This is a genomic window from Rhizobium sp. 05L429 (genome assembly GCF_056397645.1).
In genome coordinates this window covers 109348-129055 of the sequence record NZ_JBFTNV010000024.1, presented here as the reverse complement: position 1 = coordinate 129055, position 19708 = coordinate 109348, and the positions used below count along the sequence as shown (strand labels likewise).

The following is a 19708-nucleotide window of genomic DNA, read 5'->3' as shown; positions in this document are numbered from 1 at the left end:
CGGCCGCGATATCTGTCGACCGGTTTCTACTCCAGTCCGGCCTTGTCCAGGCCGTAAAGCTTGTCCGCCGAACCCGGCACGGCCTTGACCGCAACGCTGATCCGGTTCCATGCGTTGATGGCCATGATCTGGAACGTCAGGTCGGAAACTTCCTTCTCGGAAAGTTGACCGCGGACCTTCTCGTAGAGTTCGTCCGCAACGCCGGTGTCGGAGAGCTTGGTGACCGCCTCCGTCCAGGCAAGCGCGGCACGCTCGCGCGGGCTGAACAGCGTCGATTCACGCCAGGCGGCAACGTGATAGAGACGGAGCTCGCGTTCACCGTGGATCTTTGCCGCCTTGGAATGCATGTCCACGCAGAAGCTGCAGCCATTGATCTGAGACGCGCGGATTTCGACCAAATCCCTGATCGTCTTCTCGATGGAGCTCTCATTCAGCTCCATGGTGAAGGCGGTGAGCTTTTTTACGAGTTCCGGCGAAAGTTGGGCGTAATTCAGTCTTTGCGTCATGTCATCCTCGTCTTTCGAGATTGCTGATTTGGGGAGCCGACCGCCAAGGCAAGCGCCTGCATACGGTCATGAAATGAGTACCAAGCACCGGAAAAAGCGGTAGCTAAACATCGGTTGGGGGATGGGCCGAGCGTGACGGCACCATTTACTTCACGTGGCCTGCCGGCAATGCAGCGGACACAGGCAAGTAGGCGGCAAAATGGCTGGCCAAGATTTCAGGCGGGACTGCTGCATCTGTCGCGGTCCCGTGAGCTAGGTCATCGCGATGCGCGCTTCTGCATTTCGGTTTCGATGAAATCCGAAAAGAGCCGCAGGCGGTAGGTCGGCATTCGACCGAAAGCGTGGACAGCCTGGAACGGCATCGTTTCCAGCTCAAGGTCGGGCAGAATCTGGATCAGTTCCCCTCTATCCAGCTCTTCCTGAACGATGCATTTCATCAGATAAGCGACGCCTACTCCACTCAAGGCGGCAATGCGGATCGCTGTCGCCGTGTCGAGGTCCACCTGGCCCGTCGGTATCATCGTCGCGCCATCGGCAAAGTGAATGGGATATGTGTGGCCATCGATCGCATATCGCGCGAAGGGCAGTTCGCGCAGCCTCTCCACCGTGCCGACCGGTCCCGATGTATCGACAAAGGCAGGAGATGCGACCAGCGCCATGTCCAGATGCATCAGCGTTCGCATCATCAAGTCGCTTCCCGTGACTTTGCCGACGCGAAAGGCGATGTCGTAGTTTTCGCGGATCAGGTCCACGTGGCGATCCGTCGTACCGAGATCGAGCGTTATGCCGGGATGCTGCGGCAGGAAATGCGTGAAGATGGGCACCATGAGCAGCCTCGCAAGCTCGCTTGGCAGGCTTACGTGTAAATGGCCGGTGGCTCCGCGATCCGCCTGAAAGACATCCGAAGATTCCTCGATCTGCCGAAGAAGCGGCGCGATGCTTCCGAAGAAGGTTTCGCCGTCGGGCGTCAACGTCAAGATACGCGTCGAACGACGAAAGAGCTTCAGCCCCAACAGGCTTTCCAGCCGGGAAATGCTCTTCGATACGCCCGACGGCGTTGTCCGCAGACTGCGCGCCGCGGCACTGAAGGACCCCGTTTCCACGGTCCGGACAAATGCCACCAAACCCGCGGTTTCGCCCAGCAAATTACGCATCTCGCCTCCACGAACTTGATCTGCGGATAGGTGGCAACGCCCCGATAGTCCACTGCGGTTACCGCATGGTCATCCATGTGCATGGTTGCGGAATACCGATCGAATGGCTTGCACCAGGTAGGATCGGCGGCGATCGTGCTGCATGGCATGATTGCCGATATTTTCGCTCAACGCCTCGCGATGGGCGAGATTTGCCGCAAGGTCTTCCGCGAGTTCGGGGCGCTCTTGCAGGAGCGGTGCAAACGCCTCCTTGCCAATCTCATAGACGGTCACCCGCGTTACCGCCTGAAGCGCGTGGCTCTCTCCTATTCCGGCGAGAAAACCCCCTTCGCCAAAAAAGTCGCCCGGTGCCAGGCGCGCCGTCTCCCTGTCATCTCTTCGCATCGAAACGATGCCTGCCCGGATGATCATAAGGCTGGCGAGGGAGTCTCCCTCTTTTGCGATCTCGTCACCGGGAGAAAAAGTGCGCTTGGTCGCAGATGCCGCAAGCGTCGTCATTTCGTCGCCTGTGAGTACCGAGAAAACGGGGATCGCTTCGATAAGACTTTGAGCCGGGCCTGCGCTGGAGACCAACGTATTCTGTGCTGGGGACTCGTTTGCCATGATCACCTTGCTGAGCGGCATCGCAAGCTGAAGCCCACTGGACTTGCAGTGGCGGTATACCAGATCGATCACCTCGCTGCGGGCAAGGCCTCGCCGCAGCGGACTGGTCACCTGAAAATAGAGTTCGACATTAACTGCGCTGGCATCTATGCCGACAAGCGAAACGGCTGGCGGCGGATCCTTGATGATGGAATTGCAGCTATCGAGCACCGTCTGCATGACGCCGAGGATGACGTGCGGCATGCGTGTCGGAACAATCCGGATCGACAGCGTGATCAGATGGTTTTCATCCGGTTGGCTGATATTGGTCAGCCCAAGCTTGGCAAGCACGCTGTTCGGCAGGACGACGATATTGTGAGCAGCGGTGAGCAGATGCGTAGAGCGCCAGTTGCTGGCGACAATCCGTCCTTCCGTGCCGTCGCTGAGCAAAATCCAATCACCGATGACATAGGGACGTCCCAGCGTCAGAGCGATCCCGGAGAACACGTCTCCCAGCGTGTTCTGCAAGGCGAGACCGAGGATCACGGCGATGACGCCTGATGTCGCCAGCAACGTGMCGATCGGAACCCCGAAAACGAAGGCCATGACCGACAGGGCGACACCGAGATAAACGACCGCGATCAACAGGTCCTGAATGAGCCTTGCTTCTCTCGGCCTGCCGTCCAGCACGATGTAGATGCGCAGGAAGCCGATGACGGCCCAGGAGAGATGAACCCACCAAAGGATCTTGGCAGAGACAAACAGCGCACTTACGCTTTCCAGATGCGGCGGGTCAAAGCGAAACGGAACGATCCCGCTCAGCAGGAGAACGATCGTCATCGCGGTAAAGAAGATGATCTGCACGATCAGGCGCGCGTTTGGCCGGGAGCGCCCTTGCAGATGCCATACGACGACGCCCGCTATGCCCAGGGCGTTCAGCAAGACGACAAACGAAATGATTTCCTGCGGCATCCAGTTTTCTCATCGATAACGGTAGAGGCAGCCACACCTACGCGTCTGCTTGGTACGCAGCGACCGGATAGTCGCAAAGAGACAGCTTTCGAGGTCGCTCCTGTCGGGCTTAGCCCGACTCCGGGTTCTCAGAAATTCCGCTGGCGCATCTTGGTTTCGCCCGCATCGAGATCGAGAGCTCAGAGTTCGATTGGTAGTTCCAGCCGATTCAGTAGGATACTGACTCTCGCCGTGTCTCAGGAAAATCCACCGTTATAAAGGAGAAGCATGATCGGGCCTTGGGCAGTGCACGACACATAGCATAGTCACTCACCAGTCCGCGTGACTACTAAATCAAGGGTGGGCTTGACACGAAGCCTGCTATCCATTGTTCGACAGCCTTGACGTACGAATCCATCGGGCTGCCGCCACCCACCGTCCCAGCAACTTTTATGCACATCACCACGACGATTGAAAACCTGGCTGACTTTGTTGCGGATCTTAAATCACTCTCTGAGGGGAGACAAACTTCGGTTTAGTTGAAAGGCGGCCATTGTTTGTTACCATAGGATGCAGACTTGGGAGGGGATGTCTCATGGGAAATAGACCGTCGCTCGGGCTTCCATTGGCATCAACGATGTTGGGAGCCTGACGAATGGACCCGTGCACATCTTGAAAAAAGATGTGTTTTTGATTTCCATCGATGCCTACGATTTATAAGGCGTACCAATGTCCACAAAATGCCGGATGACCGGTTCTATATTGTCAGAGGCCTGATGCAGTCCGAGCAAAAAACCACAATCGCGATCATAGACGACGATCAGTTTCTCTTGGAATCGCTCAAGGATCTCTTCGAAACGACCGGCATTGAAAGCCGGACCTATACGTCCGCGGACGCCTTCCTGAATTCCGGCGATATGCATCGTGTGCATTGTGTATTAGCCGATGTGAGAATGCCCGGCACCAGCGGACTGGGCCTGCTTTCTGCCGTGGTCCGGAACGGTGGCCCGCCGGTTTGCATCATGACCTCCTCTGCCGACAATCGCACCGAAACGGCCGCGAGATTATCGGGCGCAGCCGCCTTTTTGGAAAAGCCATTGAACTCCAAGGATCTGATGGAATTCATAGCCTCCGCCGCACGGCGCTGATCCTGATCATTTCGCTCGGGACTGAGGAACCATTCATMACTATGCTCACCATTGACGCGGCTGAAAAGAATCAAGGTGTTGAGCACGATGTCGGGTGGGCGCTTCGGCCCAGCAAAAGCGCTGCGGGTGAACGAGGAGCAAAATGCATAATCTTGACAGCGCCAACCGCCATTCTCTCATGAGCTGGCTGATATCGGGCGTTCGAGACGAGCTGCAGATCGAGCCGATATTTCTGCAATTGTGTGATCGTMTCGTTTCGTGCGGCGTCGCTTTGAGCCGCGCCAGTCTTCATCTTCGCGTTCACCATCCCCAATGGCTCGGCACGCGGGTCGTCTGGGTCAAGGATCACGGGCAAGCGGATATCACCACGATCGGTTACGATGTCGAGGCGACCGATGCTTTTCTCAGAAGTCCGTTTCGTGTCGTCATCAAGAGCGGCGTCGAAATCCGGCAGCGGCTTCAGATCTACGGACCGCATCAATTTTCTGTCTTCGAAGAATTGAAGGCGGAAGGCCACACCGATTACATTGCCTGGCCGATCGACCATACCCAGGGCAAGAGACACCTTGCGACGTTTTCGACGAGCGAGCCGGGCGGATTTACGGACGAGGAAATCGCGCTCTTCCGCGAGATCCTTCCGCTATTCTCGCTGGTCAGCGAAATTCGCCTCAAGAACCAGCTGGCCCTGACGCTGCTGCAAACCTATGTCGGCCCGCACGCCGGCGAACAGATTCTGGATGGAGCAACGACGCGCGGGAGCGGCGTGTCGGTAAATGCCGCAATCATGATCTGTGATCTCAGAAACTTTACGAAGCTGTCCGATCGCCGGCCCCGCGACGAGGTTATCTCCATCCTGAACCAGTATTTCGATGCCATCGCCGATCCGATCGAAAGGCATGGCGGCGAAATCCTCAAGTTCATGGGGGACGGCCTGCTGGCGGTCTTTCCCCTGGAGCAGGCTGACGCCTGTAGTGATCTCCTGCAAGCCGTCTTCGAGGCGCAGGAGGCGATCAAACGGCTTCAGGAAACAGCTCTCGGATACGAGGTCCGCTACGGCACGGGCATTCACCTTGGAGAGGTCATGTACGGCAATATCGGCTCCAAAAAGAGACTGGATTTTACCGTGATCGGCCCGGCGGTGAACATCGCCTCCCGCCTGGAGGCTTTGACGAAGGAACTGCAGCACCCCGTCCTGATATCAGCGGATTTTGTAAGAATGGCCGGCTGTGCTGACCAGACGGAATGGCTTGGTCCCTATAACCTCAGGGGTTTCGAACAACCTGTCGAGGTTCACGCACTGCGCCTTCCACCGACCAGGCGCTGACATCAGGCGGCAAAGGGCGGGCTTATCGTTTGAGCCTCGGCCGCTCGTCCACCGTGACGCTGCAATCCAGAATATAGCCGCTTCCGCGTGCGGTCTTGATCAGGCTCGGTTTTGACGGCTCGGTTTCCAGCTTTCGTCGCAGGCGCAGGATCAGCGCATCAATGCTTCGATCGAAGACTTCCTCAGAGTGAACACGGCTCGCCGCAAGCAACCGCTCACGGGACAGGACCTGTTTTGGTGCGTTCAGGAATGCGACGAGAAGATTGAATTCTGCAGCAGTCAGTTTCGTCTCACCGACATCCGGTCGGATAAGCGCTCGCTGATGCATGGAGAGCGTCCAGTCGCCGAACATATAGGTCCGGCGCTCCCGGCCGGCCTCGGGCGCGGGCCTCACCCGCATGGCTGCTTTGAGCCGCGCCAGGAATTCTCGCAGCCCAAACGGCTTGGTTATATAATCGCTGGCGCCAAGCTCGAACCCCAGCACCTTGTCGGCCTCCTCGATGCGGTCGGCGCTGGTGATGATAACCGGCGCTGTCGAAAGGCTCACAAGTTGCTGCACAATCTCAAGGGCGTCCTCTCCCTCGAGGCTCACATCAATGACGAATGCATCGACTATATCCATTGAGATCACGCTCTGCAGTTCGTCACCACTGCTGACCGCAGTGACGCGAAACGCCTGCTGCACGAGATAATCACTGATGAGACTGCGTGCAGAGTGATCGTCATCGACAACGAGGACATGCTGCATGGGTTTCTCCGTCTGGCAACGCGACGGGGCACGGGTCAGTCAGATGTAACAATGAATTGCGATGTTTCTGTCGTGAACGATGCCCCTCTCCGGTTGATAGTCGAAACGAGCCGATTGGACGATCAAACGTCCGTTTAGGTTTAACCGGAAAATTTGCACGTTTATGATGGCCCTGAAACGACGGTCTTCAAATCCCTTTGGGGCGCAAGCCAGTTCTTCATGCGTGCAACAGCCGCAATGAAACGGAAGTATAGCTTCCCACAATCTACACAAAGGGTAGCTTTCTCAGGCTTGGCTCGGCGGCGATACCTCTCCAGAAACGAGCCTTTCAAGGCGCTTATGAAGCATCTCGAAATAAGGATACTTATATGGACCCGAAACAATTTCAGCCGACGCGCCGAGATACGATGACAGGAGCGATAACACTTGCAGTCGCTGCCGCAACATTGAAATTTTCCCCATCCGCAATGGCCGACGAGCCAAAGAAATCGAAGGAAGAACATGCCATGAGCAATGAATACGTCACCACGAAAGACGGCACCCAGATCTTCTACAAGGATTGGGGTCCGAAGGATGCTCAGCCGATCGTCTTCCACCATGGCTGGCCGCTCAGCGCCGACGACTGGGATAACCAGATGCTTTTCTTCCTCGGAAAGGGCTATCGCGTCATTGCGCATGACCGCCGTGGCCACGGTCGCTCCAGCCAGGTCAGCGACGGTCACGACATGGACCACTATGCAGCTGACGCCGCAGCTGTCGTCCAGCACCTCGATCTTCGCAATGCGATCCATGTCGGCCATTCAACCGGCGGCGGCGAGGCGACGCATTATGTCGCGCGTCACGGCACGGGTCGGGTTGCCAAGCTCGTCCTCATCGGCGCCGTCCCGCCGATCATGGTCAAGACGCCAGCCAATCCAGGCGGCCTGCCGATCGAAGTCTTTGACGGTCTGCGCGCAGCGCTGGCGGCAAACAGGTCGCAGTTCTACATAGACCTCGCCAGCGGCCCGTTCTACAGCTTCAATCGCCCGGGCGCCCAGGTATCGCAGGCGATCGTCCAGAATTGGTGGCGACAGGGCATGGGCGGCGGCGCCAAGCCCCATTACGACGGCATCGAGGCATTTTCGGAAACGGACTTCACCGAAGATCTCAAGTCGATCGAAGTGCCGACCCTCGTCATGCACGGCGACGACGACCAGATTGTCCCGATCGCCGATTCCGCACCGCTTTCGGCAAAGCTGCTGAAGAATGCCACGCTGAAGATCTACAAGGGGCTGCCGCATGGCATGGCGACAACGCATGCCGACGTCGTCAATGCGGATCTGCTGAGCTTCTTCAAGGCCTGATGCCGAGGGGCGCCGTTGAGGCGCCCCTTTGAGACTGCGTGGCAATGAGCCTTCGACCCACAATCCATTTGCCGAAAACGATCAAAGCCCCTTTTGGGGCTTTGACTATTTCTATGCGGAATTTGATGTCCGATCAGTGCCCCGGAGGCGGCGTCGCCGTCTTGACCCACTCGGAGTAGCGCGTCTTGCCGATCCGCACTTGGCTGCCGGGCATAAGGGATTCAGACTTCAACAAAGCGCCGAAATAGCGGGTCTGGTCATCGGCGACAACCTCGCGCTTGTCGCCGATCTGCCGCATATAGCGAGTGACGGCATCGGCAATCTTGATCGGTTCCGGGCCGGCGATTTCGACGGTGGCATTCAGCGGTTCGCCTAAAACGACATCAACGAGCGCGTCGGCAACATCGTCCGAGAAGATCGGTTGCATCATCGCCGGCGAAAGGTGAACCTTGTCACCCTGCACGCCGGACTGAGCGATGCCGAACATGAATTCGAAAAACTGCGTTGAGTGAACCAGGGAATAGGGAATCTTGGATTCCTTGATGATCGTCTCCTGAGCAAGCTTGGCGCGCATGTAGCCGCTCTCCGGAAGGCGCTCGGTACCGACAACGGACAGAGCGACATGGTGCTTCACACCGGCGGCCGCTTCGGCAGACGCGATGTTGCGACCCGCGGTCTGGAAGAAGTCCATCACTGCCTTGTCTTCGAAAGACGGGGAATTGGAGAGGTCCACAACGACCTGCGCTCCCTTAAGAACGTCTGCAAGGCCTTCGCCGGTGATCGTATTGACGCCGGAGGCGGGAGATGCGGCAATAGTCTCGTGGCCCTTTGCCTGGAGGCGTTTGACAAGCTTTGAACCGATGAGGCCGGTTCCCCCGATGACGACGATTTTCATGATCTGCTCCTTTTTGCTGTACTAGAGAGTTCGAAGAACACCGCGCTGCGGGGGCAAGTCGGCGCGGCTTGTTAGTTCAGGCCAGCTCCGTCCAAACCCAGCGCTGCAGCAGCAGCCAGAATGTAAGCCTAAGCGATTATCGTCGGACGCATACCCAAACGTATGTTKGGGATCAGCTGGCGACCCGCGCGATTGAGTAAGGATCCAGCAGAAAATGCCCGACTAAACGAGCAGCAGCAAAGTGCGCCTTATCGGAACTTGGCGTCCACAAACCCACCTGCCCGCAAAACCGCTGATACAGTCGCAGCCTGTCTGGCCCGTCTTGGGATAGCCGTTCGATTCGATCGCAGGGCACGGAGGTTTTAACCCCGCTGAAGCTGCTCGACCTTGCGCACCAGATCCGCCAGCGACCGGCACTGCATCTTGCGCATGAGGCTCATGCGATGAAGCTTGACCGTCATTTCGCTGATGCCGAGCTGATAGGCGACCTGCTTGTTCATCAAACCGCTCGCCACCGCATGCATGACCTCCTGCTCCCTCGGAGTGAGGCTATCGGCAAGCGTTTGAACGCGTTTCAATTCTTCTCGCAACTTGCGGCGCTCGTCATCCAACCTGATCGCATGATCGACAGCATCAAGGAGAACCTGGTTGACGAAGGGCTTGGTGATGAAATCGGTCGCGCCGGCCTTCATCGCCTTAACGCTTGTGGGAACGTCGGCGTGGGCCGTGAGGAATATAAGCGGCAGCTTGCAGCCCAAGGCTAGAAGCTGGCTTTGAAGATCGAGGCCTGTGCCCCCCGGCATCCGCAGATCCACGACAATGCAGCCGGCTGCGTTGACGTCTGCCAATTTGAGAAATTCCAGGCCGTTTGGAAAKGCTGACGCGCGTTTGTTGGTGACCGTGAAGAGGTCCAGAAGGGCGCTGCGCATCTCTGCATCATCATCGACGACGTAAACGATCGGCTCGGCGCACCTGTCCGTCTTTACCTGAGCGTTTTGCATCGAATTACCTCTTTGCTACCAGAGATTCCGGCGGTTGAACGCGCCTATCTCTCTGCCTGCCCTATGCCGGCTTTCGGTCGCCAACCCGAAAAAGATCGTAGTGCCGGCCTGCATGGTGCCAGCCTTCTCAACAGGGCGCCAACCGATAACATAGAAGACGCGCCGGCGGACGATACACCTTGGTTTACCATCGCTCGCTCTAGTGTGCGCCGGAAGCTGTGTTCGTGATCTCCAAAGCCAAACAAAACCGGCAGCAACGCTGCCGGTTTTGCCTGCTCGACGACATAGGCCGGATGGGTTGGACGCTCGGCTGCCATTTCGTTGGCCGCAGGATGAAACCGAAAAAAGCCCTGCGTTCATCATCTCCATCGTGTCCGGTTAACACGGCCCACGAATACTCAGATACTGGTCGACCTAGCGACTGACATCCCTACCTTTCGTTTGCCAAACCTTCGTTTGCGTTGAGCCTATCCTCCTGAAAGCGCACATTTTTCGTAAATAGAGAACTTGCGCAACGAGCCTCACAATGGACATGAACCGATAGGGAGAGGCGACGGGGCGGATATGCCATCCTCTGCAAAGGCAGCTTGCGACGTCACACGGACATTCGCTCATAGGCGCCAGCGATCTGCCAACTCCACGCCCTACTTCGGGGTCAACCCAAAACTTCGTTTTATCGATCCAATCCCGGAAACGGCTATCCTCTCAAACATGTCAGTCATATCCCGGAGACTTGAGATGAAAATTACGGTGGTTGGTGCGAGCGGGATGATGGGATCCAAGATCGTTCGCGAACTGGAACGGGCCGGCCAGTCCGTTAGTGGCGCTTCGGCGAGTACGGGCGTCGATGCCTATACCGGCGAAGGGTTGAAGGCTGCGTTAGCCGATACGGACGTCGTGATCGACGTTACGAATTCCGGCTCGTTCGGAGATTCCAACGCGCTCGGCTTCTTCAAGCAGGCGGGAAAGAACCTGCTGGCGGCAGCAAAGGAAGCGGGCGTCAGCCATTACCTTGCTCTGTCGGTCGTCGCGGCGGATCGCCTGGTCGAAAACGACTACTTTCGAGCAAAAATGGTGCAGGAAAATCTCATAAGGGCATCCGGCCTGCCTTACACCATCGTTCGATCCGCGCAGTTCTTCGAGTTCTTCGACGGGATCATCAGCTCGGCAGCCGAGACCAATGGATTTCGGCTGTCGCCTGCCCTGATGAGACCGATCGCAGCGGACGAGGCTTCGACCCTGATATCCCGGATCATAGTCGGGTCGCCCCACAATGACATCGTAGAAATCGCCGGCCCGGAATCCGTCCAGCTTGACCAATTGGCGCGCGAGATACTGACCGTGACGGAAGATCCTCGGTCGATCGCAATCGATCCCGAAGCGCCATACTTCGGCGTCGAGCTTGCCAGGACAACACTTCTGCCGGGAGCGAATGCTCTTGCCGGAAGTTTGACGTTTCACGACTGGCTTTCACGGTCGATGATGGCCGCCTAAGCAGACGGCCCAGATACCATGTCGCCTTGGCGACAATTCGACATGTGTAACTAAGACAGAAAAGGAGGTGCCGAAGCGCCTCCTTCTATTGACTGAAGCCTCTGTCTTAGGCGCGGATTCCTACAACCCCCTGCCGGCTTGATGAGGCCAAGGCCTGTTGAATGGCCCAAAGCGTCGCAAGGATCCCAAAAATCGCTGGCAGGCTTACCGCCGGAAAGTCGCGCATGATTACCGACGACGAGCAAATGCCGACGGCGACTTCCCACAGATGGAACGCAGCATGGGCGATGAGCCAGAGTGTTGCCCCGGCCCATAGCTCGACCCGCCGGCTCGGCTTCCAGGCGCCAAAAGCAAAAGCAAGGGCGATGAAACCCTGGATGATGCCGATATCGCGAATGAAATGCTGGTTGAACATTCCGGTATCGGTCACGCCGGGGACAAAATAATACCAGCTCTCTGGATCGTAGAGCATGTAAAGGGCCAACCAGCCGGCAAGCAGTACGTTAAAACCGACCATGCCGTAGACAATGAACTTCGTGACCTGCATCGTAACCTCCTAAGAATAAGCGGGCCTCAAAATTAACATCCAAGGCTAACGCTTACTTCCCAAACCAAGGTTGGGGAGCAGGTCGCGATAGCGGTCGAAACACCGCCGTCGGCCGAAGAAAAAAGCTATTTCAATGGGATATCGTCGTTGGAAGCTGAAACACGATCAGCTCGCGGCATGAGAGAAGCCGCCCGCTATCGATCAACTTACCGACAAAGGCMGCAGCTCCGCTCTGTAACACGGCGGACTCGATCTGCGCGTCCGAGCAGGACGTCGTGATCAGGATTGGCGGGTAAACGTCCCTATGCTTGAGGATACGCAACATTTCGATGCCAGACACGCCGTCATTCTGACATCGGCCAGGATACAATCGGGAGGAAGATAGCCCTCTTGCAGCAGGAAGTCTTCGGCGCGACTGTAGCACTCGCTGGCAAAACCCTCTTTTTCAAGAGGATCTTTGATCGGCGCTCGCAGACGCCTGTTGTCATCGACAATGGCGGTGTTTTTTGTATTCAATGCGGCCATGGGCCTCTGCGATCTCTCCAGAGGAGATTTCTGCTGTAACGGCCGGAATCGGACTTGTTCTACTGATAGATGTCGAACTTGCCCGCAACCATGTCGAGTTTTTTCACCAGCTCGGCCAGCGAGCCGACCTGCATCTTCTTCATCATTTGCCGGCGATGGAGCTTCACCATCGTTTCGCCAATCTGCATCTGATGGGCGATCTGCTTGTTCATAAGCCCCTCGCCCACATATTTCATGACTGCCCGCTCGGGCGGCGTCAAGGTCTTGGCAGTCGTGCAGATGGCATCATAAGTTGCAGCAGCTTCGCGTCTTTCGATATTCCTGGTGATAGCCTCGCGTGTAGCCTCCATCAGTTCGGCGTTTTCGAACGGCTTCAGCAAAAAGTCGCTGGCACCGGCCTTCATGGCCTGGACGCTCATGGAAACCGTACCGCGACCCGTCATGAACACGATGGGCATGAAACATCCCGCCGCTGCCAGCCTAGACTGAAGATCGAGCCCGTTGAGGCCGGGCATATGAACGTCGAGCAGAATACATCCAGCCCGAGAAAGATCGGCGCGATCAAGGAAATCATCGGCACTTTGGTACGCGACTGCCCGCATGCCCGCCGATTCAAAGAGATCGACAAGAGATGCGCGTATGGACGCCTCATCGTCAACGATGCAGACCGTCGGGATATCTTGCTCCAGCTGCTCATCGGGCATCGGTATGTAGCTTCCAGAACCCCAGCTTGCGAAGGCGAACATGAAACGCCTCGGCCGGATCAAGCTACACAATTTCAGATTGTTTACAACGTCAGCCGTGCCATCATGGCAATTGGGCCGCCTTTCCGGGATGGAGCTCATTCCAGAAGATCACGGGGAGAACGTGGCGGCAGAAAGATCATGCCGCCACGATTTGGCTTACTTGGCAGAGGCTGCGTCTTCGATGATCTTCACAACCTTGTCGGGATGAGAAACCATCACGACATGGGAGGCCCCCTTGACCACGACGGTCTCCTTGGAATGGGCACGCTCTGCCATCCAGCCGAGAGCCTTGGCGGGGATGTTCTTGTCGGCGTCGCCGTAGATGAACCAGGACGGAATGTTCTGCCATGCCGCACCAGGCGCACCTTCGGTCAAGGCCGCCTCGGTAATCGGGCGCTGGGTTGCTGCCATCAGTTTTGCCGTCTTCGCCGGGACATCGGCAGCAAACTGCTCATGAAACTTGTCCTGCTGGATATACAGATCCTTCCCACCATTTTCCAATGCCACCGGCGCGGCAAGTGTCGGCGCCAGAGTGCTGCCGGGGAACTTGCCCGAGAGGTCGGCTGCGGACTCACCCTTTTCAGGGGCAAAGGCAGCCACATACACCAGGGCCTCGACATTCTTCGTCTCCGCAGCGGCCTCGCTGATGACCGAGCCGCCGTAGGAATGGCCGACGAGAACGACCGGCGTCTTGATGCCGGCCACGACGCGGCCGACATAATCGCCATCCGACTTTACGCTGCGCAGCGGATTAGCCACCGCGACAACCGGATAACCATCCTTTTCCAGACGAGCGATCACATCGTTCCAGCTCGATGCATCGGCAAAGGCGCCGTGCACAAGCACCACCGTCGGCTTTGCAGATTCAGCGGCAGCAGGAGCGGCAAGAGCTGCCAGTGCGCCGAGCGCGAATACGCATTTCAGAATTCCATTCATGGGTTGGTCTCCTTTGTTGAATTGCGCACAACTTAATATGACACGATTAATATGTCCACTCACTTTTTGTTCAACGAGCGCGAGCGGCTGACGGAAGGCGTTTCAACAGGCCGCGCCCGGGGCCGGTCAATAAACAGGTAGGATTCTTGTACTGGCCAAATGCGCTACGGCAACCCAAACCTCAGTTCTAATGTCTTCCGAACAATTCTGACCCGGGAGAAACCATACCGTGGAAGCCGGCCGGCGCCGGGAAACTCCGCCTGAGCGGCTGAAACACGGCCTCCGGGCGGACCGCGCTGGCGGTCGATCGACGGGTTGCTCTGAGCAAATGGTCGCGTGGCGGGCATTGCAAACCGACCACGCAAAACTCCAACTGCCCTCAGGGGTTAGGCGACGCACATGCCACCGTCGACATGAAGCTCGATCCCGTTGACGAAAGTACCCGCCGAAGCAAGAAAGAGTGCGGCCTGAGCCAGTTCTTCGGGACGTCCGAGACGTCCTGCCGGAATCAGCTCCGCCATCTGCTGCTCGAATTGCGGGCGGTTGCTATCGCTGACGCCAAGTTTCCCCAGGATCTCAGTCTCAACGGGACCGGGGCTGAGAATGTTGACGCGGATCCGGCGCGACCTGAATTCGATCGCCCAATTGCGGGCAAATGCGGCGAGTGCAGCCTTGGTGCCAGCATAAACCGTGTGGTTCGGCAAAACCTTCGTGCCGGCCAGAGAACTCGTGACGATGATATTCCCACCATCGCGGATATGCGGGGCGATGGCCTGAACACCGAAGAAGACACCGCGCGTATTGACCGCAAAATGCTGGTCGTATTCGGCTTCGCTAACGGCCTCCGAAGCGGCAAGATTGATGATCCCGGCATTGGCCATATAGACATCAATCGCACCAAAGCGCTCCGCTACCTCAGCCGCGAGCCGGCGGTGATAATCGATGCTGGCGACGTCGCCGCAAATTCCGATTGCCCCGTGGCCAATCTCTTGGACCGCTTCGTCGACGACATCCTGACGGCGTCCGGTGATGACAACCTTCGCCCCCTCTTCTGCGAAAAGACGCGCTGTCGCTTTCCCTATTCCGCTATTGCCACCTGTTATGACGGCCACTTTATTCGTTAGACTTGGCATCTGAATTCTCCTTGTTGATGCGAAGGAGATAAACAGTTGCATCGGCCGCAATTAGCTGGTTCTCAGGACAAGGAACTTTGCCTAAAACAGGCAAATGAGCCGCCGCCGTCGCCCGACGACATCGAGAATCCCAGGCAGTCGAAAGCGTCAATCTMGATACGGAAGCGCGGCCGATCGTCTATCACGAGATCCGCTTTGCCAGCGCACGCGTCCAGTTCGTCATCCGGCGCGACGACCTCTAGGCAGGGCGGCAGCGGTCAACAGCCATGACGCATCGTCCCGCATGAATTGCTTTCGTTTTCCGCTGTATCGTAGGATAAATCCTGCTGCAGGCATTTCTGCCTGATGAGGCGCAAATTTGTCGTCAGGAGCAGCGGATGATCGTCAGTCGGGCCGTCAGGGCACTGCGTAAGCGGGAACGGGCCCTTTCCGAACTCGTCGACAGGGTGCCGTCTCACATCTGGCGACTGACGGCAGACGGGGAACCGATCTTTTTCAACAAACAGATGGTCGATTACCTCGGCCGGGATATCGCCGATATCCAGCAACCAGGCATGAGCCGGCTTGATGCGATGATCGAAATGGCGATCCATCCCGATGACGCCGAAGGGTTCAGGGACGCGCTGGATCATTGTTTCGCCACCGGAGACAGCTTTTCCACGCGATATCGCCTGCGCCGCCATGACGGTGTCTATTACTGGATGTCGAGCCGTGCGGACTCGGTAAAAGACAGGCATGGACGGATTATTCAATGGCATGGCCTCTGCCACGATATTGACGATCAGGTTCATGCCGAAGAGGCGCTGCAGCGCAGTGAACGACACCTTCAACGGCTCATTGACGCTTTGCCGGTCCATATCTGCAGCTGGACTCCTGTGGGCGAGCTTTCCTACGTCAGCAGGCGCTACATGCAGGAATTGGGCCTTTCCAAAGCGAATTTCGCGGAATTTGCGCGGGCGGCGCAAGAACTTGTCCATCCCGAGGATAGTCCGGAGGTGCAGCTCAGGGCCGCGCATTGCATCCGGGCTGGCGAACCTTTCGTCATGCGGTACAGACGGCGCGGAGCGGACGGTATGTTCCACTGGACGGAGGGCCGGTTCGAGCCTCTTCGCGATCAAAACGGTTCCATCGTGGAATGGTACGGCCTTTCCATCGATGTCGACGATCAGGTGCGCGTGCAGGAGGCTTTGAGCCTCGCCCAGCAGAATCTTGCGCGCGCAAGCCAGGCGGCGAGCCTCGCCGAGCTTTCCGCCTCGATCGCCCATGAGATCAGTCAGCCGCTCGCAGCCGTCATATCAAGCTCGGATGTCAGCCAGCGCTGGCTTTCGGCGGAACCGCCCAATATCGAACGGGCGCAGAAAGCAGTCGAGCGCATCTCGGCAAGCGCCCATTCCGCCGTCGAAGTCATCGGCCGCATCCGCGCTTTGTTCAAACGCTCCGAAACGTCGAGGAATTATACCGCACTCGACAACGTGGTCAGGGAAGCGCGAGACCTCATGGCCGAGGAGGCGATGCGGCGGCGCGTGCGCATGGATATCGAGCTTGAGCGTGATCTTCCACCGATTGCCTTCGATCGGGTTCAGGTTCAACAGGTCCTGATCAATCTCATTCGCAATGGCCTTGAGGCCATGGATTCTGCTGGCGATGACCGCATTCTGCACATTCGTGCCCGCCGCGCGACAGATGCCGTGCAGATCGAGATCAGCGATCGCGGGCCGGGCGTCGAATTTCCCGACAGAATATTCGAGCCCTTCTTCACGACGAAGGGCCAGGGGATGGGAATGGGGCTGGCGATCAGCCGCTCCATCGTCGAATCCCATGGCGGACGGTTAAGCGTGGAGCAGGCCGATCCACACGGAGCGAGGTTCATCTTCACCCTGCCGGTTGAAATGGAACAGATCGCTCACGCGTGACGGCGGCGGCCGCGGCGGTTGGAGCAGTTCCGTTTTTACGGAATGCTCTATCGCTTTGTTTCACGCAATTCCGGACGCAAGGCCGCTGCACGGTTTTGCTGAATCGCCCTAGCCGCCGCGATAATCGCTGATCGCCCGCTCCAGCCACGACATGAGCAAATCGGCATTGACGGGCTTCCTCAGAAAGGCGATTGCGCCCGCCTGAAAAACGGMTGCCTCGACGTCCTTGTCCCCATGAGCGGTCATGATGATGACCGGCGGGTGCGATGGCATCCTGCTCAATGCCTGGAGCATCTCGACGCCCGACATTCCCGGCATTCTGACGTCGGCAAGAATGCAATCGACGAGCGAATAACCTTTTTCGTTCATGAACGTTTCGGCGGAGTCGTAAAGCTCACTTTCATAGCCAGCCGCCTCGAGCAAATCCTTAAGGGATTCTCTGAGGTAGCGATGATCATCGATGACAGCGACGGTCTTATTGGGGAAACTTGCCATTGCGTCAGCACAATTCTTCTTTTTCGGGCAATGAGMTAGGCGCCACGCAGGTTACTGATACAGTTTCAGATCCGGTTTCAACATGTCAAATTTGCGGACGAGTTCCGCAAGAGAACCCGCCTGCATCTTTCTCATCATTCGCCCGCGATGCAGTTTCACCATGATTTCACTGATCTGCATCTCATGCGCGATCTGCTTGTTCATCAGCCCGGCAGCCACATAGCCCAGAACCTCCCGCTCGCGCGGGGTAAGCTTGGCTTCACAATTTTCCAGCTGGTTGCGTGCAGCGGCCTCTTTCCGGTTCTCAGTATCCCGCCTGATCGCCTCTCCGACTGCGGCGATCACGGCGCTGCCGGCAAACGGCTTGATCAGAAAATCCGTTGCTCCCGCTTTCATGGCCTTGACGGTCAAGGGAACACTTCCGTGACCCGACATGAAGATGATCGGCATGGTGTTTCCGGCCGCAGCGAGCTGATCCTGGAAATCCAGGCCGCTGATGCCGGGCATCCGCACATCCAGAAGAATGCAACCTGCCTGCCCCATATCGCAGCGCTCCAGAAAATCCGAAGCGCTCTCGAATGCGATAGCTTTCATCGCCACCGACTCGAAAAGGTCCACCAACGACGCCCTGACAGGGCCTTCGTCATCGACGATACAGACAACCGGCTCGTCCCTCGTGCTGACTTGATCGAACATCATGGCTTTCTGCGCCTCCAAACGACGGTTTTGCGCATCCTCCTTACTGCCACGCCACGGCCAAGCCTGAGTTCAACACTGCCTCGTTCCGCGGCATTCATGAAGGGATCCCCATCAGCCAAGTCCACGCCGGAATTGCATTTGGCGGCATGGTGGCCTCTTCACCACTCTAACACGTGGACCCCCTCACAAAAATACGCCAAGGGTGTAGGTTGGGCGGCGAGACCGGTCCAGAGTTCCATCAAATTCTCTCGTAATTGCAACCAGGTAGTTCCGCCAGCTGCGACAGGTGCTCCAGGCTGGATGCACTCCACACACAGCCGCCGCAAGGCACACCTTCGTTGCCCCCGCGCACACCTTCGTATAGCTCCTCAGGCAGCAAACCGTCTGTAAGCTGATGATGTCGAAAATCGGTCGAAGGCGATGATCATGCGGCATGACCCAAGCTCTCAGTACAGACCTCTTGAGATACCGAGGTTTCCGCTCTTGGTCATCGGCTGCCTGATCACGGGAATACTGGCGTATCTCGGCTACGGCGCGACATTTGCACCCAAGGCGTCCACAAAAATCTATGTCCCGCTCGCCGCCTCCCCGTCATCGCAGGCAGACCCGACGGTCGCTTATTTTGTCGCGAATGGCGAAACGCTCGCGGTATCACTCGAGCATCGGCCGACGGCATTGAAGGTTGCGTCTCGTTAGCCGAAATCGAGGCGTATTTCAGCAGGGCTTCCTTCATTTTTGAAAGCAGAAGCAGATGCTGCAAAAAAATCAGACATAAAAAAATGCGCCGCGCCATATATATTTGGTTTAGTCACCCCCTCCTTCAATTTCCTCGTCAGTGACTGTATTCTMCTGCAGTTCCGGGAAGCAGCATGTCTGCTGGCAGTTGGAGGATGATGCATGGGGGTGACCACCTCCAAGGGGTCGAAAAGTCCGGTCGCGATCTTGGTTGACGATGATGCGACGGTTTGCGCGGCTCTGGAGAACCTGCTGAATTCGGTCGGCATTGACGCAATGACATTTTTGTCGGGCCGGGAATTTCTCGATACAAAGCTGCCCGACCGCCCGAGCTGTGTCGTGCTGGATGTCCGTATGCCCGGCATCAGTGGCCTGGACCTGCAGCATCATCTGACCCGCAACGGCGTCACGACACCCGTCCTGTTTCTGACGGGGCATGGCGATATTGCAATGAGCGTGCAGGCGATGAAGGCCGGGGCGCAGGATTTCCTGACCAAACCCGTGCGGGACCAGACCTTTCTCGATGCCGTTTCCAATGCCATTGCCACCGATGTCAGCCGCAGGAACGCATTGTCTGCAGCCGATAGATACGTTTCTCTGTTTGAAACCCTCACGGTACGCGAGCGCCAAGTTCTGAAACTGGTCGTCTCCGKCGAAGTCAACAAACAGATAGCCTTCTCCCTTGGGATCAGCGAATTTACGGTGAAGCTTCACCGCAGCAATATGATGAAGAAAATGCAGGTCAGTTCGGTGGCGCAGCTTTTCAATGTCTGGCAGGCGCTGCCTTCGCATGTTCGAATGAGCGATGGCTGAAATGAGCGCCAGGTCATGGA

General features: G+C 57.3%; 19 protein-coding genes. 6 read left to right on the top strand and 13 right to left on the bottom strand.

Annotated elements, in window-relative coordinates:
• Positions 1–26: 26 nt before the first annotated feature.
• The 3 genes from AC1DNW_RS23645 to AC1DNW_RS23635 all read right to left on the bottom strand — a co-directional run bounded on the left by AC1DNW_RS23645 (position 27) and on the right by AC1DNW_RS23635 (position 3214).
• Positions 27–506, bottom strand: a complete 480-nt coding sequence (locus AC1DNW_RS23645) for a carboxymuconolactone decarboxylase family protein (protein WP_113301726.1) — start codon at positions 504–506, stop codon at positions 27–29.
• A 257-nt stretch (positions 507–763) separates the two neighbouring features.
• Positions 764–1660, bottom strand: a complete 897-nt coding sequence (locus AC1DNW_RS23640) for a LysR family transcriptional regulator (protein ID WP_477854515.1) — start codon at positions 1658–1660, stop codon at positions 764–766.
• Positions 1661–1729: 69 nt separating this feature from the next.
• Positions 1730–3214 (bottom strand): cyclic nucleotide-binding domain-containing protein, encoded by a 1485-nt coding sequence (locus AC1DNW_RS23635; RefSeq protein ID WP_477854514.1) that lies wholly within the window; start codon positions 3212–3214, stop codon positions 1730–1732.
• Between the two features lie 557 nt (positions 3215–3771).
• On the opposite strand from AC1DNW_RS23635, the gene AC1DNW_RS23630 reads away from it, so the two are divergent.
• Together AC1DNW_RS23630 and AC1DNW_RS23625 are read left to right on the top strand one after the other, a co-directional pair.
• Positions 3772–4341, top strand: coding sequence for a response regulator transcription factor (locus AC1DNW_RS23630; protein ID WP_477854513.1), 570 nt, complete (start codon positions 3772–3774; stop codon positions 4339–4341).
• Positions 4342–4483: 142 nt separating this feature from the next.
• Positions 4484–5665 carry an adenylate/guanylate cyclase domain-containing protein gene (locus tag AC1DNW_RS23625; RefSeq protein WP_477854512.1) on the top strand — a complete coding sequence of 394 codons (1182 nt, stop codon included), beginning with the start codon at positions 4484–4486 and terminating at the stop codon, positions 5663–5665.
• Between the two features lie 22 nt (positions 5666–5687).
• Here AC1DNW_RS23625 and AC1DNW_RS23620 read toward each other — a convergent pair whose 3' ends face one another.
• On the bottom strand, positions 5688–6413 hold the full coding sequence (locus AC1DNW_RS23620) for a winged helix-turn-helix domain-containing protein (protein WP_113334737.1): 726 nt from the start codon (positions 6411–6413) through the stop codon (positions 5688–5690).
• A gap of 506 nt (positions 6414–6919) precedes the next feature.
• On the opposite strand from AC1DNW_RS23620, the gene AC1DNW_RS23615 reads away from it, so the two are divergent.
• Complete coding sequence (locus AC1DNW_RS23615; RefSeq protein ID WP_477854511.1) at positions 6920–7756, top strand: alpha/beta fold hydrolase; 837 nt, start codon at positions 6920–6922, stop codon at positions 7754–7756.
• Between the two features lie 133 nt (positions 7757–7889).
• Here AC1DNW_RS23615 and AC1DNW_RS23610 read toward each other — a convergent pair whose 3' ends face one another.
• Together AC1DNW_RS23610 and AC1DNW_RS23605 are read right to left on the bottom strand one after the other, a co-directional pair.
• The gene (locus AC1DNW_RS23610) at positions 7890–8651 is read right to left on the bottom strand and encodes an SDR family oxidoreductase (protein ID WP_113307095.1); all 762 of its coding nucleotides are present in this window, start codon (positions 8649–8651) and stop codon (positions 7890–7892) included.
• 362 nt (positions 8652–9013) lie between these two features.
• On the bottom strand, positions 9014–9652 hold the full coding sequence (locus AC1DNW_RS23605) for a response regulator transcription factor (protein WP_113307094.1): 639 nt from the start codon (positions 9650–9652) through the stop codon (positions 9014–9016).
• A 738-nt stretch (positions 9653–10390) separates the two neighbouring features.
• Here AC1DNW_RS23605 and AC1DNW_RS23600 point away from each other — a divergent pair.
• Positions 10391–11146, top strand: a complete 756-nt coding sequence (locus tag AC1DNW_RS23600) for an NmrA family NAD(P)-binding protein (RefSeq protein WP_113307093.1) — start codon at positions 10391–10393, stop codon at positions 11144–11146.
• Positions 11147–11252: 106 nt separating this feature from the next.
• On the opposite strand, the gene AC1DNW_RS23595 is transcribed toward AC1DNW_RS23600, so the two are convergent.
• The 5 genes from AC1DNW_RS23595 to AC1DNW_RS23575 all read right to left on the bottom strand — a co-directional run bounded on the left by AC1DNW_RS23595 (position 11253) and on the right by AC1DNW_RS23575 (position 15033).
• Positions 11253–11693: a hypothetical protein gene (locus AC1DNW_RS23595; protein WP_113301718.1), complete on the bottom strand. Its 441-nt coding sequence runs from the start codon at positions 11691–11693 to the stop codon at positions 11253–11255.
• Positions 11694–11972: 279 nt separating this feature from the next.
• Complete coding sequence (locus AC1DNW_RS23590) at positions 11973–12218, bottom strand: response regulator transcription factor (protein ID WP_162748414.1); 246 nt, start codon at positions 12216–12218, stop codon at positions 11973–11975.
• Positions 12219–12277: 59 nt separating this feature from the next.
• Positions 12278–12964: a response regulator transcription factor gene (locus AC1DNW_RS23585; RefSeq protein ID WP_477854510.1), complete on the bottom strand. Its 687-nt coding sequence runs from the start codon at positions 12962–12964 to the stop codon at positions 12278–12280.
• A gap of 156 nt (positions 12965–13120) precedes the next feature.
• The gene (locus AC1DNW_RS23580; protein WP_113307091.1) at positions 13121–13900 is read right to left on the bottom strand and encodes an alpha/beta fold hydrolase; all 780 of its coding nucleotides are present in this window, start codon (positions 13898–13900) and stop codon (positions 13121–13123) included.
• 386 nt (positions 13901–14286) lie between these two features.
• Complete coding sequence (locus AC1DNW_RS23575; protein ID WP_113307090.1) at positions 14287–15033, bottom strand: glucose 1-dehydrogenase; 747 nt, start codon at positions 15031–15033, stop codon at positions 14287–14289.
• 377 nt (positions 15034–15410) lie between these two features.
• Between AC1DNW_RS23575 and AC1DNW_RS23570 the strand changes: the two genes are divergently transcribed.
• On the top strand, positions 15411–16946 hold the full coding sequence (locus AC1DNW_RS23570; protein WP_113307089.1) for a PAS domain-containing protein: 1536 nt from the start codon (positions 15411–15413) through the stop codon (positions 16944–16946).
• A 108-nt stretch (positions 16947–17054) separates the two neighbouring features.
• Here AC1DNW_RS23570 and AC1DNW_RS23565 read toward each other — a convergent pair whose 3' ends face one another.
• Both AC1DNW_RS23565 and AC1DNW_RS23560 read right to left on the bottom strand, forming a co-directional pair.
• Entirely contained in the window at positions 17055–17441 is a 387-nt protein-coding gene (locus AC1DNW_RS23565) for a response regulator transcription factor (protein WP_477854509.1), read from the bottom strand.
• Between the two features lie 51 nt (positions 17442–17492).
• Positions 17493–18140, bottom strand: a complete 648-nt coding sequence (locus AC1DNW_RS23560; protein WP_113307135.1) for a response regulator transcription factor — start codon at positions 18138–18140, stop codon at positions 17493–17495.
• 897 nt (positions 18141–19037) lie between these two features.
• On the opposite strand from AC1DNW_RS23560, the gene AC1DNW_RS23555 reads away from it, so the two are divergent.
• Positions 19038–19688, top strand: a complete 651-nt coding sequence (locus tag AC1DNW_RS23555) for a response regulator transcription factor (protein ID WP_477854508.1) — start codon at positions 19038–19040, stop codon at positions 19686–19688.
• Positions 19689–19708: the final 20 nt, after the last annotated feature.